The following is a 13,318-nucleotide window of genomic DNA, read 5'->3' as shown; positions in this document are numbered from 1 at the left end:
CTTTTTCATGCTTAGGGCAGAAGCAGGAAAGCCAAAGGGGTCACAAACAGCAGGGTTAAGATCGTACGCTCCACCCAAATCAACAGAAGCTTTGGAATACTAATCGGAATCTCGGTGGACAAAATGCAGGGAATCGTCGCTGAAAAGAACAGGATGGAAGAAACCGAAACAACTGCAATTACAAACTTGGTGACCAGCGGAGCTTTTACCACAAGCAGCGCAGGTAAAAACATCTCGGCAATTTCGATCGCTGACGCTTTTGCAGCCAGCATCGGCTCTGGAATTTGCAAAAGCCATGTAATCGGATAAAACAAGTAGCCCAGCCAGTCAAATAAAGGGGTAAATTCGGCCAGCACCAACCCGAGCAAGCCGACCGACATGATAGACGGAAGAATACTCATGGTCATGATGAAGCCATCCCGCAAATTCTCCCAAATATTCCGCGTCAAGGGCAGCGCTTTTCCGGCCGCTTCCATTGCTTCCGTCCACGCTTGGCGCAACCGCTTTTCCTTGATCACTTTCTCAGGATCACCGTTGTCTTGGTAATAGGCATCACTCATGTTGGACAGTGGCCAAATACGCACTGTCACTGCCGTTACGAGAAACGTCACCACGAGCGAGACCCAAAAATAAAGATTCCAGTAATTCATCAAGTCCAATGTTTTCGCAATTACGATCATAAATGTCGCAGAAACGGTGGAAAAGCCTGTCGCGATAATAGCTGCTTCTTTTATCGTATATTTGCCTTCTTTGAATACCCGGTTCGTGATCAAAAGACCGATCGAATAACTTCCCACAAAAGAAGCCACCGCATCTACCGCAGAGCGTCCAGGTGTTTTCCAAATCGGGCGCATGATCGGCTGCACCAGTACACCGATAAATTCCAAAAGGCCGTAGCCGACCAGCAACGCCAAGAACACGGAGCCGATCGGGACCACCATGCCTACTGGAATCACCAGCTTTTCGAAGAGAAATGGCCCCATATTCTTGTCCAGCAGCCATGCAGGACCCGCCTGAAAATAAATCAACAGAGCGATTGGCACACCCAGTACTTTTAGCGCAGAAAAGACGAGGTTCACTTTGCTCAGCTTCCAACTGCCAGTCACAAACGGATAAATGGCTCCAAGCACTATCACAAGCAAAGCATATACCGGTACCGCACCCGGCATGATTTGTCGAACCCATGTCACGATGTGATCGAGCATAATCGAGCTTGTGTTGTTAATGGTAACCGGAATAAAAAAGACGAAAATGCCAATGAGGCTAAAAACAAAAAACTTCCAAACATGTGCGGTGGAAACGGCTTGCTGACCAGGATGAGGTGCTAGATTGCTGTTCGTAAGATTGCCCATACATGTCCCCCCATTTCAACGACAAGCCGGTCTCCCCCACTTCTATCCATTTTTCTTTTGCTCTCTCTAGTATTACGCCAGTCTTCCCTCAGCAACGACAATCGTTCCGTTTTTGATTACGGTGTTTACATGGTTGATCCCGTAACGATATTGCAAGGTCATGAAATCAGGAACGTCAAAAATCGTGACATCTGCTTTTTTCCCGACCTCAAGGCTGCCGACTTCATGCGCGCAGCGGATTGCGTGAGCAGCATTGATCGTAGCTGCCGTCAGCACCTCGGCTGGTGTCATCCCCATTTTCAGGCACCCCAGATTCATGATGAGAGGGAGCGAAACCGTTGGAGACGAGCCCGGATTGCAATCCGTCGAAATCGCGACAGCCACGCCACGATCAATCATTTTCCTGCCATTAGCTGACTCTGCCATCAGGAAAAACGCCGTACCGGGCAGTAGCACAGCAATGACACCTGCTTCTGCCATTTGTTCAATTCCCTTGTCAGAGGCACGCAGCAAATGATCCGCAGATACCGCTCCAACCGAAGCTGCCAGCTCTGCCCCTTCATACGGTTCGATTTCGTCCGCATGAATTTTCGGCAGCAACCCATGACGGACCCCTGCTTCGAGAATACGTCGCGACTGCTCAGGGGTGAACACACCTCTTTCACAAAACACATCGTTAAAGACAGCCAGCTTGCGACGAGCGACCTCCGGGATCATTTCCTCGATGACCACGTCTACAAACGCATCTGGATTTTCCTTGTATTCACGCGGCACCGCATGTGCACCCATGAAGGTACTGACGATGTCGATGGGATGTGCCTCATGAAGCTGTCTGGCGACCTCCAGCTGCTTCAGCTCATCTTCCAATGTCAGGCCGTAACCGCTTTTCGCCTCGACGGTTGTGACCCCGTGCAACAGAAACTGGTCCAGACGCTGCTTGCTCTGGGCAAACAGCTCTTCGTGAGTAGCCGCGCGCGTCGCTGCGGTAGTCGAGTGAATTCCGCCGCCATTGTTCATAATCTCCATATAGGTCGCACCGTTTAGCCGCATGTTAAACTCGTTTTGCCGACTGCCCGCGTGCACCAGATGGGTATGCGGATCGATCAGCCCAGGCGTGACCAGCTTGCCCGAAGCATCGATGATTTGCGCTTCTTTTGCACGCTCGCGATAGTGAAGCTCCAGCTCTTCATCTGTTCCCACACGCTGGATAACGCCGTCTTCCAGCCAGATGCTTCCGTCTTCGATGATCGACAACTCATTCATTTTCGCTCCTACAACCGGGGAAGAGGAGCCGCCAGCCAGCGTGGCAAGCTGACTGGCGTGGCGAATCCATACAGGTTTTGTCATGGCTCTTACTCCTTCATCATCGGAATGTTGACGCCTTTTTCCTTTGCTGTTTGAATCGCGAGGTCGTACCCTGCATCGACATGTCGGATGATGCCCATGCCTGGATCTGTCGTGAGAACGCGCTCCAGACGACGTGCTGCTTCTGGCGTACCATCTGCCACGATGACCATGCCTGCGTGGAGAGAGTACCCCATTCCAACGCCGCCACCATGGTGTACAGATACCCAGCTCGCTCCGCCTACCGCATTGATCATGGCATTGAGAATCGGCCAGTCTGCAACCGCATCGCTGCCATCCTTCATCGCTTCCGTCTCACGGTTTGGCGAAGCGACAGAACCGGAGTCCAGATGGTCACGTCCAATGACGATTGGAGCCGAAAGCTCACCGCGCGCCACCATCTCATTGATAATTTGACCAAAGCGTGCACGTTCGCCATAACCTAACCAGCAAATACGGGAAGGCAGTCCCTGGAACTGAATGCGCTCCTGCGCCATGCGAATCCAGTTGCACAGATGCGTATTGTAGGAAAACTCGCGAAGGATGACTTCATCAGTCTTGTAAATATCCTCAGGATCGCCGGATAGCGCTACCCAACGGAACGGCCCCTTGCCCTCACAAAACTGCGGACGGATGTAGGCTGGAACAAAGCCAGGGAAACGGAATGCATCCTCTACACCCTCGTTTTTTGCCACCTGCCTGATGTTATTGCCATAGTCGAAAGTGACGGCTCCTTTTTCCTGCAATGCGAGCATGGCGCGAACGTGTTCGGCGATGCTTGCTTTTGCACGAGACTCGTATTCTTTCGGATCGCGTGCCCGTAGTTCCGCTGCTTCCTCCATCGACATGCCGATGGGAATGTAGCCGTTGAGTGGATCATGCGAGGAGGTCTGGTCCGTCAGTACATCCGGGATAAAGTCACGAGCGAGCATGGCATTCAGCACTTCGGGTGCATTGCCCAACAGACCGATGGAAATGCCTTTCTTGTCGCGTTTCGCTTCCTCCGCCAAACGGATCGCTTCGTCCAGACTCTCTGTCATCACATCCAAATATTTCGTGTCCAGTCTGCGTTGGATACGGGTCGGGTCCACCTCGATATTAATGCTGACGCCACCATTGAGCGATACAGCCAACGGTTGCGCACCACCCATGCCACCCAAGCCTGCGGTAACAGTAATCGTTCCGGTCAGTGTTCCTTCGAAATGCTGGCGTGCCAGTTCTGCAAACGTCTCGTATGTCCCTTGCACGATGCCTTGGCTGCCAATGTAAATCCAGCTTCCTGCTGTCATTTGTCCGTACATCATCAAACCCTTTTTGTCCAGCTCGTGGAAATGCTCCCAATTTGCCCAGGCAGGTACCAGATTCGAGTTAGCCAACAGCACACGAGGCGCATCTGTATGCGATTTGAATACAGCTACCGGCTTCCCTGACTGGATGAGGAGTGTTTCATCGCTCTCTAACGTTTGCAATGTTTTGACAATGGTATCGAAGCATTCCCAGTTCCGTGCCGCCTTACCAATTCCGCCGTATACAACAAGATCCTCTGTACGCTCCGCTACATCAGGATTAAGGTTGTTCAACAGCATGCGCAACGCCGCTTCCTGCACCCATCCCTTTGTATGTAATTTAGTACCTGAAAAGGCTTGGATCATTTGCTCAACGGATTGTGTCGTCGTCATCATTTCCACCTGCTTTTCTAAAAGGATGTATTTCTTAGCTCTATTGTAAAAAAGCGTAGAAATACAAAAAAGGCACCGCGCATTCGATTTGGTGCCTCTATTTTCGATTCACTTGCAACCGCATTCATGGTTTGACAAAAAAATCTGTCTTTTCTTTCGATTTCTATCTTTTCTTCTGATTTCGTAACAAACGTGGAGTTGTCCCTGTCTTTTCCTTAAAAATTTTACTGAAATAATTGGCGTTGATGAATCCACATCTCTCAGCTACCTCTTGGACAGACAAGGAAGTTTCGAGAAGCAATCGGCGTGCTTCCTTTACCCGCAACGATGTGAGTATCTGGCGAAAAGAGTTTCCTTGCTTTTGCGCGAGCAGCGTACTGAAATAGGAGGGGCTGCGGTCGATATAGCGTGCGACCTCCTCCAGTCGCAGTGCAGGATCGGTGTAACGTCCTTCTATATAACGAATCGCCTGTTCCACGACATCTGCACGGGACTCGTCGCTGGGATGATGAGCGGCATCAAGAAGCTGATTGATGAACAGCAGCAGTTCCACGACGATCCGATACAAGATCGGCGAGTAAAGAATCGTTTCGAAAACCCGGTGATACTCCTCTTCCAATGGCCCAGAGTCAAGACCATGCGAGATCATGTAGCGCCTGACTTGTGCCAAAATACTCGTCAGCCGAATACGCAACAGTCCCGGCTCCGGATACGGCTCTTCCTTGTAAAAGAAGTGTGTATACAGCCACTGCTTTAGCTCTTCTCGATTGCCTTCATCCAGCATTTCCACCCACGCGCGCTGTTCGGCGGGCGTCAAAAATGGATCAATCATGGTCCAATTCACACGATTATCCACGACCGTCACTTGCCGATATCCTTTGAAAAAGCGGACTTGCAGGGCTTGGCTCGCTTCCGCATACGTTTCGTTCAAGCTCTGCTCATGATTACTTGCGTCGTACATGACCAAAAAGAGTGGCGCATCATTGTTTGCTTCCCAGTCCATCAGCAAACGCTTGCCAATTTGGTTGAGCCAAGAAGGCGAGACGGCAGCATCCATAGGAAAAACCCCCACAATGGTCTCCCCTAGGGGCAATAGATCGGGTTTGTCGCGAAACGGATATTCCTCAAAAAAGCGCAGGAGTTCCGGATGACGCTTTGGATCTTCCAGTTGAGCCAGCATGAGCGAATAAGACTTGGCCTGTGCATGCCCGGGGAAAAACAGGTCAAGATACGAGACATCCCTGCTATTGCCCGATCCCGTTCCCTTCTCTTCGGTCATTCGCTTCCCATCCAAGTGCTCCTGGCAGCATCTCGTCAGGATTCTCCTGATGTATTCCGGGGTCTGTGGCTTCAACCATAGATCGCGTGCAAAAAGTCCAATCCCCTGCATCGCCCGCTCAAACGTCGCCTCTGAAGTGGTCACCACAACGGTCGGACGATACTGTTCCACCAGAAGCTTTAGCCGGTCCCACTGCCCGCGACCGATCATGTCCAGCTCAAGACAGATCACTTCCGGTGTATGCGCTTCCATCATTTTGAAAACGTCTTCCATAGTCCCGGCACTATGCACCTTGTCATACGGAATGGCATAGCTGTTGATGAGCCAACCGATCCCGATTCGTTCGTTCTGGTCCCGATCTGCTATCAAAATGCTGGGCATAAGCTGTCCTCCTTTTTAGAGCTATCAGAAGAGTGGGACATCTTCCTCTATGAAACAAAGGTTGCCCATAAATGGACAACCTTTTCTCCTTCACGTTCTTACTTCTTGAGAGGATTTTCGATCATGGTTCCCATCACATGATCCAGCGGAATAAAGCCAATTTCGCGGGAATCCGTGCTGTGATTCCGGTTATCTCCCATGACATAAACATGGTCGGCTGGAACCGTAATCTTCCCGTCCGCTACATAATCCATCGTTTCTTTGATGTATGGTTCGTTTAATGCCTCACCGTTTCGAAATACCTTGTTGTCTTTGAACTCTAGTACGTCGCCTGGTCTTCCGATGACCCGCTTGACATACATTGTGTGATCATCGCCTTGACCTGTGACCAGTGACACCAAGGGATGCCCCACGATATCGTCCAGCAATGTACGGTCTCGCTCTACCCGACTGTCGATGACGACAATTTCGCCGTAATCTGGCAAATAAGAAAACGTGTGTGATAGTTTAGACACATATATGCGCTGTTCATCTTGTAAGGTAGGGTCCATGGAATGCCCATCAACCTTGAACGGTTGAAATACAAAGATTCCGAGGACAAGAGCAAAAACGACAGCAAAGGTTATCGATCGAATCCATCCCAAAACTTCTCTCATTTTCTTTTGGCACTCCTTCCTTTTACCATTCTCTCTTCCTGTATCGAAACCATCATACCACATTATCCGCGCAATCCCAAAAAATCGGCCAGAAGCAAAGATCAGGTGAGACCGTACTCGCGCAGTTTGCGAAACAGCGTTGCCCGACTTATGCCTAATAGCGCAGCTGCTTCTTCTTTTCGTCCGTTTCTAACCCGGATTTGCCGCATCGCAGTATCGATTGCTGCTCGTTCCAGTTCTTTCAGCGTAAGTCCTGGCTTTTGCCAGTCGAAGGACCCCTGGCTTTCTTTAACGGCATGCGAGGGAGATTCACGCAGCATTCCCGTTCGAATGGGCAAGCTCGAAGGCTGGACCCAAGAGGTTGCTTCCATATTGACGGCGTACTCGATGACATTCTCCAGCTCTCGGACATTTCCTCTCCAGTCGTGATGAAACAGGACATTTTGCGTCTCTTGAGAAAAGCCATGCAACTTCTTCCCCACCCGATTCGAATGCGCCGAAAGGATATCATTCGCCAAAGGCAGTATATCCTCCCTACGTTCTCGCAGCGAGGGCAAGTGGATGGGAATCACATGCAATCGATAGTACAGGTCCAACCGAAACAACCCCTCGTCTACCCGCTCCTGCAAATCCAGATGGGTCGCTGCAACGATCCTTGCCGCCAAGGGTATGGGCTTGCCGTTACCTCCGATTCGGTACAGTTCCTTTTCTTGCAACACGCGTAGCAGCTTGCTCTGCAAATGCATGGGCATATCCCCGATTTCATCGAGGAACAGCGTGCCTTTTCCTGCGACCTCAAACAAGCCCGGCTTTCCACCTTTTCGCGCTCCTGTAAATGAACCTTCCTCGTAACCGAACAACTCGCTTTCCATCAAATGCTCAGGGATTGCGGCGCAATTAATCGAGAGGAATGGCTCGTCATGTCGCGGGCTTGCCTGATGAATGGCTCTGGCAAAGAGCTCCTTTCCGGTTCCACTTTCCCCTTGGAGCAGGACAGTCGAATCACTGGCTGCCACACGTCTTGCCACTTCCTTTGCCTGTACAATCGCAGGACTGTTTCCACCGATCATCCGAAAAGGGTCGGGCTCGGAGTATCCACTCACTTGCCGTGCAATTTGCACGACTTCCTGTACATCATCTAGCGTAATCACCCATTCTCTGATCGTTCCTGCCAGTAGAATGGGCTTGATAGCAAACAAAAATGTCTTGTCTTCCTGCCCGATTGACAAAACGACCTGCTTTGGCGCCGACTGCGCGACATCTGCACGGCGAATCGCAACGATCCATTCTGCCGTTTGACTATCATCGTGATCGAGCTGCAAATATTGACGGGCGCGCTGGTTCGCCTGAATAATCCGATTGTCTTGATCGACGAGAAACATGGCTTTGTCCATTTCATCCATGACGACACGCAGCTTTTCTACCGTATGCAACTGCTCGACGTACAAGTAGTGCTCTTTTAGCTTAATGGCGATCAGCTCGGCCATTTTTTGCAAATAAGTCAAAATCGCATCCACATCTACAAACAACCGCTCGCGCTGCTCCTCATCGAAAGCAAGCAGGCCGATCACACCTATATTTTCATTGTCTAATTGAATCGGGCAACAAATCTCTCCCGTCTCCGCGCAATTTCCATAATGCATACAGGGACGACACCGCTCATCCTGCCCCGGATGCCTAATCACAACAGGATGCCCAGCGAGCAAAGACTCCCGGTATATATGATCCTCTCCTGCCATCGTCAGCAAAACGCCAGCCTCAGTCTTCCCCGTCCCTGCGATCCGCAAAAACTGACTGTCCGCAATCTCTACCTCTACGCGTAGAACGGACGCAACTGCCGACGCAATCTGTTGGACACTTTCTTGAATTTCACGTAAGGGCATCTGGCTCCCCCTCCCCGTCAATCTCTTGCCTACATTATAGCGCATCACAGGAGAGGCCAGCCCCTATGCAGTTTTTCACCTGCAAAAATCACAAATTATCTCCACCAAGATGTCACTCATCTTGTCATATCCTCCTCTTCTCGGCATGCCCCTTCCCAGATGATGCGTCTGTAAATATCCCGATCCGTATCACCTTCCGTACTAAAGCACAGAACAATGGAATTTTCATTCAAGCCGAGCTGCTCACGCTGTTGATGATATATCTGCTTGCTCATCAAGGCAGCGAGAAGACCTACCCCGACGGCTCCACTTTCCCCGCTCACAATGGAAGGGTCGTCTCCAGTCGGTGCCGCAAGTACACGCATGCCGTTTGCCGCCACATAATCGGCACAGCTGACGAAAAAGTCTGCATGCTCCTGCAAGATCTCCCATGCCAGCGGATTCGGCTCACCACATGCTAGACCTGCCATGATGGTTCCAAGCTCTCCCGTAGCTGCATGTGGACGTCCGTCGTTCTCTTCTGCTGAGAGGACCATGCAATTGGCGCTATGCGGCTCGACGATCACAGTCGTTACGTTTTTGTTTGCTGACGTTGCAACGAAATGTCCCAACACTGCGGCGGCCATGGAACCTACTCCTGCCTGCAAGAACAGATGCGTAGGCTGTTTGGAGTCGATGAGGGCTGATAGTTGTTCCATAGCCTCTGCTGCCATCGTCGTATAGCCTTGCATGATCCAGGTAGGAATGGTCGTGTAGCCTTCCCATGCCGTATCTTGAACCACCTGCCAACCACGTTCTTTGGCCATTTGTTCAGAGAGACGCACGGCTTCATCGTAGTTTCCATCGATGACGTGGGCTTGTGCGCCGGCCTCGCGTATCGCAGCTACGCGTTGCTGGGCGGAGCCTTTGGGCAAATAAACAACGGCATGCTGCCGGAGTGCCTTAGCCGCCCATGCAACTGCTCGTCCGTGATTGCCATCTGTCGCGGTGACGAAGGTGACTTCTCCGATTCGGTCTCTCATTTCTTGGGAACATAATGCTTCAAAGGTCATCTCTTCTGTTGATTTCCCCAGCTTCTCGCACAAGAAACGGGCCATGGCGTAAGAGGCTCCCAGAACCTTGAAGGCATTGAGGCCAAATCGCTTGGACTCATCTTTTACAAGTACCTGTCCTACGCCCAGCTCACGTGCTAATGTAGGCAACGTAACGAGGGGTGTTGGCTCGTAGTTTGTGAGAGATTGGTGAAAGGCTTTGGCAAAACGGGTTTCTTTTGCGGTCAAATAGGTAGGAATATATGAACTCTCGTTATTCTTTCTCTTGTTTTTCACAACGTAGATTGGTGGTCTCTTACTTTTATCCATCGATGGGTTCCTCCTCGGGTGGTTTCACCTATTTGATAAAGCAAGGATCGTGCCAACGGTGTGAGGCGTGGATGGCTTATTATTTCGGTGGCAATCGTATCAAAATGAGATTCTATTGTATCAAATTGATACTAAAAGTCTTCTTTTGAGACTTATTATTCCAGCTGCTGTGGTGGGAGGAAACAGGAGAAAACGCTCCAGCTTCTTGGGTCACCAGCTAGGGGGATTGACTGCACGGCTCCATGGAAAAAGCGAAACCGCGTCCAAAGTAGAGGCTCAAGGATGCTTCTCAGAGGTGGACGCTTAAGGGCGTGTTTCGCTTTTTCCATTGCGCCTCGGTAGGTGCCCCAAAGATCTTCGCTTTTTTCTCCTGTTTCCTTGCGAGCGGATGGTTTTCAGATAGGCTTTGAAAGATTGAGTAAACAATTAGCTACGTCAGAGAAGAATATTTCCAGTCCTAGCGACTTTCGAAGTCCAACCCAGCTTTGCGGTGATTTGCGGGCAAAAGAAATGCAACGTGCCCACGCGACGAAGCGGCTACCACTTTTGCATTTCCCCGCAAATCGCTGCGGAGCGGACAGTGTCCACTTCCTAGTAGGACGTAGCCCGGAGCGTAGACTGGAAATATTCTTCTCTCCACCGCGGCCAAAAGCAGCTATCCTAAACAACTACAAGTTCGTCTTGGTTTTATATGCTATATTTTTATTAAGCTCCAAGGTATTGAGATGGCTGATACATAGCGCAGAAGTCAGGAGTAAAGAAGGAAGGATGAAGGAAGTGCCAATTCATAAGCAATCTCGTTCTCCTATTGGTTCTATTAGAGAAGATGGTCGTTATCCCATCGACCTGACTGGCCCACAGAGCCACACGCTTATTCTTAAGCCCGGCGTAGGGAGCCTCTCCATTGGACCGTCACAATTGGGCAATAAAGCAGACCTGCACATCGATCCCTATACACCTATCAATTGGAACGTATTCGATTCCTTTGCCACACCAGCTGGATCGCCCTGGCCGCGAGTTCTGTACTACACAGGTAGCGACACGGGCTTCTTCGACTGGGCCAAAGAACGCCCCATTGAAGCAATGTCATGGGTTCCGATCCTGCCTAATGACATAGTCGTGGACGCCAGCCATTCCAAATTGCACGATTTGTCTATCGAACTGGACCAGTTTGAAAGCCGTTTGCATCTGAAACTCCCGAAGCACCAGGTCTTTGAATATTTCCGTCTAAGTGTAGCTGGCGATCTATCGCGCTTCTCTGTCGATGGCGACATGCCATACTCTCTTTCACTGAAGCCACGAACCAGCCGCCGCAAGAATAATGATCCCTTCTTGCTACCCGATCTGGGCGAGCTGCACCAGGTCACGTGCCTGACACTTCGAAACGAACCGCTGGCGCAGCCTATCTCGCTGGAGTGTCTAGATCGATTTCAGAATCTTACATCACTGAGTTTGTGGGGGAATTTCTGCGATTTGGAGCTGCTAGCTGGTCAGACCCAGTTAACGAATTTGGAGCTGCGCTTCATGCCTGATCTGGGTGACTTGCCGCCATTACATGTGTGGCCGTTGCTTGACAGATTTATCGCCTATAACGTGGAGGAGATTACGGGCAAGCGACTGAGGCAGCAAATGAAAACGCGAGCTAAGACCCGCCCGTGGACTGACTACGCTTCCGTGAGCCAATTACGGAAGCCTGAGTGGTGGACGACCGAGTTTGGCCGCCCATTTTCGTCCTGGCCTAAACGTCTGGCCAAGCTGGCTAATGAAGCCTATGACGTTGCACAAGCGGCCTTGGCCCAAGCCCGCAGCCTTGCTGATGCGGAGGCAGCCATTACCGCCTTCACCGTGCGTTTCAACTCCCTCAAAGGTATCGAAACCATTGAACGAGAAGACCTTGGTGAAGCTGTGTGGCAACTAAGCCAGTCTGACCACCTAATCGGCCAGCCTATAACGGAGGAGACGGCTCAACGCTGGTTCGACGCAGCACGCGATTACTGAATGAAGTGAAGTAATGTTGATAGCAGGTTTTAAGGCCATCCTTTGCGGGATGGCCCTTTTTGAGTTCGCTGGTCATAACCACCTGCTTAACTCTCACATGTGGCTTTTTCGAACAGAATGACTTAAGCGTTTCTCTCTTCATCCTCAGCAGAAGGCCATCCACCCCATAGGTGATTCAAATGCCCATCTGGATCACGAAATCTAAAGCTGTAGCCTCCGCCTCGCTTATACGTCATTTCACTTACTTCGATTCCTTTGCTTTTCAGCTCCTCATAAACCTCATGGATTTGGTCTACCTGCAAAGAGATGATCGGCTGGTCTTGTCCTGCCATATCGGTAAAGTCCAAACACGGAACTTCTGGACAACGAATGAGTCCGAGACCTACTCCACCTACGTTCAACCAAGCCTCATTGTCTCCAGTTGAAAATTCGAAAGTAAACGGAATGCCGAGCACATCGCGGTACCACTTTATGGATACCTCCAAGTTTTTGACTGGCAGCTGTACAACCGCAAAATTACGCACATGAATACTCATTTGTGTTCGCTCCTTTATTTCAAATATGTACGTTCTCACTCTTGAACGAAAGAAAAGAACAAAAAGAAACGGGTACCTCTACCATTTCTGAAAAAAATGCAGCAAATGTCCATCCGGGTCGCGAACAGCAAAGAAAAGACGATCGCCTGCTACCGAAACCTTTTCCACGCTCACGCCCTGTTCGGCGAGGCGCAGGTACGTTTGACAAATCGCATAGGGATCCCCAGCACGAAAGGCAGCCAAAAATTGCTCGAACCCTTCTTTTGATACAAATCCGGACGAATCACGACGGCCAGCTTTGTCGATTTTCTTTTTGCTGGATGGGATTTCAGCCTGTCTGGATTGCTCTGCCAACATGAACAAGCGCTGGCGTGCCCTCTTCACCCCTTCCTTCACAGCGCCTACTGTCGTATGCAGCAATGTGGCTGTTTCCTGCGCCGTAAACGAAAAAATGTCCATCATGAGAATCAGTACCATCTGTCTGGCATTTAGTCGATCAGCCAGTTGCTCGAACACCTCTCTCTGCACAAACGCATCGGATACAGTGGACTGATGCAGATAGATCACTTCATCAAACAGGGCGGGATGCTCATTCGTCTTTACTTTCCGACAATGATCGATCCAAGCATTCGTGGCAATTTGCCTCAAAAATGCCTTGGTCAGTTCTCTGTCTGGAGTCTTCTGCAAGGAACGATGCACCTTCGTCAATGTTTCTTGCAGGAGATCCTGCGCATCCCACTCGTTTTTCGTGAGGGACAAGCAATGCTTTTGGATATCTGCAAGAAAAGGTTTTACGCGCAAAAAGGAAGCCTCATCTTGATCCGCCCCCATACGATCCCTCCGAAACCT

10 protein-coding genes are annotated in these 13,318 nt (G+C 50.5%); 1 reads left to right on the top strand and 9 read right to left on the bottom strand.

Annotated features, from left to right (window positions below):
- Window positions 1-11 precede the first annotated feature (11 nt).
- The 7 genes from C7R93_RS07180 to dpaL all read right to left on the bottom strand — a co-directional run bounded on the left by C7R93_RS07180 (window position 12) and on the right by dpaL (window position 9,935).
- The gene (locus C7R93_RS07180; protein WP_106838170.1) at window positions 12-1,352 is read right to left on the bottom strand and encodes a YjiH family protein; all 1,341 of its coding nucleotides are present in this window, start codon (window positions 1,350-1,352) and stop codon (window positions 12-14) included.
- A gap of 72 nt (window positions 1,353-1,424) precedes the next feature.
- Window positions 1,425-2,699 carry an imidazolonepropionase gene (hutI, locus tag C7R93_RS07175; protein WP_106838169.1) on the bottom strand — a complete coding sequence of 425 codons (1,275 nt, stop codon included), beginning with the start codon at window positions 2,697-2,699 and terminating at the stop codon, window positions 1,425-1,427.
- Window positions 2,700-2,704: 5 nt separating this feature from the next.
- On the bottom strand, window positions 2,705-4,375 hold the full coding sequence (gene hutU / locus C7R93_RS07170; RefSeq protein WP_106838168.1) for a urocanate hydratase: 1,671 nt from the start codon (window positions 4,373-4,375) through the stop codon (window positions 2,705-2,707).
- A 163-nt stretch (window positions 4,376-4,538) separates the two neighbouring features.
- Window positions 4,539-6,035, bottom strand: a complete 1,497-nt coding sequence (locus C7R93_RS07165; RefSeq protein ID WP_106838167.1) for a helix-turn-helix domain-containing protein — start codon at window positions 6,033-6,035, stop codon at window positions 4,539-4,541.
- A 98-nt stretch (window positions 6,036-6,133) separates the two neighbouring features.
- Complete coding sequence (gene lepB, locus C7R93_RS07160; protein ID WP_106838166.1) at window positions 6,134-6,691, bottom strand: signal peptidase I; 558 nt, start codon at window positions 6,689-6,691, stop codon at window positions 6,134-6,136.
- Between the two features lie 101 nt (window positions 6,692-6,792).
- Window positions 6,793-8,574 carry a sigma-54-dependent Fis family transcriptional regulator gene (locus tag C7R93_RS07155; RefSeq protein ID WP_106838165.1) on the bottom strand — a complete coding sequence of 594 codons (1,782 nt, stop codon included), beginning with the start codon at window positions 8,572-8,574 and terminating at the stop codon, window positions 6,793-6,795.
- A gap of 116 nt (window positions 8,575-8,690) precedes the next feature.
- Window positions 8,691-9,935: a diaminopropionate ammonia-lyase gene (dpaL, locus tag C7R93_RS07150; RefSeq protein WP_106838164.1), complete on the bottom strand. Its 1,245-nt coding sequence runs from the start codon at window positions 9,933-9,935 to the stop codon at window positions 8,691-8,693.
- A gap of 768 nt (window positions 9,936-10,703) precedes the next feature.
- On the opposite strand from dpaL, the gene C7R93_RS07140 reads away from it, so the two are divergent.
- Window positions 10,704-11,933, top strand: a complete 1,230-nt coding sequence (locus tag C7R93_RS07140) for a hypothetical protein (protein WP_208637795.1) — start codon at window positions 10,704-10,706, stop codon at window positions 11,931-11,933.
- 122 nt (window positions 11,934-12,055) lie between these two features.
- On the opposite strand, the gene C7R93_RS07135 is transcribed toward C7R93_RS07140, so the two are convergent.
- Both C7R93_RS07135 and C7R93_RS07130 read right to left on the bottom strand, forming a co-directional pair.
- On the bottom strand, window positions 12,056-12,469 hold the full coding sequence (locus tag C7R93_RS07135) for a VOC family protein (RefSeq protein WP_106838163.1): 414 nt from the start codon (window positions 12,467-12,469) through the stop codon (window positions 12,056-12,058).
- Window positions 12,470-12,547: 78 nt separating this feature from the next.
- Window positions 12,548-13,300 (bottom strand): RNA polymerase sigma factor, encoded by a 753-nt coding sequence (locus C7R93_RS07130; RefSeq protein WP_106838162.1) that lies wholly within the window; start codon window positions 13,298-13,300, stop codon window positions 12,548-12,550.
- Between the last annotated feature and the right edge of the window lie 18 nt (window positions 13,301-13,318).

The sequence above is a fragment of the Brevibacillus fortis genome (genome assembly GCF_003013395.1).
Classification (GTDB): domain Bacteria; phylum Bacillota; class Bacilli; order Brevibacillales; family Brevibacillaceae; genus Brevibacillus; species Brevibacillus fortis.
This window is presented reverse-complemented; position numbering and strand designations above follow the sequence as displayed.

Coding starts and splice junctions, on each gene's coding strand:
- C7R93_RS07180 (WP_106838170.1), bottom strand. CDS start 1,352: ATGGGCAATCTTACGAACAGCAATCTAGCACCTCATCCTGGTCAGCAA.
- hutI (WP_106838169.1), bottom strand. CDS start 2,699: ATGACAAAACCTGTATGGATTCGCCACGCCAGTCAGCTTGCCACGCTG.
- hutU (WP_106838168.1), bottom strand. CDS start 4,375: ATGACGACGACACAATCCGTTGAGCAAATGATCCAAGCCTTTTCAGGT.
- C7R93_RS07165 (WP_106838167.1), bottom strand. CDS start 6,035: ATGCCCAGCATTTTGATAGCAGATCGGGACCAGAACGAACGAATCGGG.
- lepB (WP_106838166.1), bottom strand. CDS start 6,691: ATGAGAGAAGTTTTGGGATGGATTCGATCGATAACCTTTGCTGTCGTT.
- C7R93_RS07155 (WP_106838165.1), bottom strand. CDS start 8,574: ATGCCCTTACGTGAAATTCAAGAAAGTGTCCAACAGATTGCGTCGGCA.
- dpaL (WP_106838164.1), bottom strand. CDS start 9,935: ATGGATAAAAGTAAGAGACCACCAATCTACGTTGTGAAAAACAAGAGA.
- C7R93_RS07140 (WP_208637795.1), top strand. CDS start 10,704: ATGAAGGAAGTGCCAATTCATAAGCAATCTCGTTCTCCTATTGGTTCT.
- C7R93_RS07135 (WP_106838163.1), bottom strand. CDS start 12,469: ATGAGTATTCATGTGCGTAATTTTGCGGTTGTACAGCTGCCAGTCAAA.
- C7R93_RS07130 (WP_106838162.1), bottom strand. CDS start 13,300: ATGGGGGCGGATCAAGATGAGGCTTCCTTTTTGCGCGTAAAACCTTTT.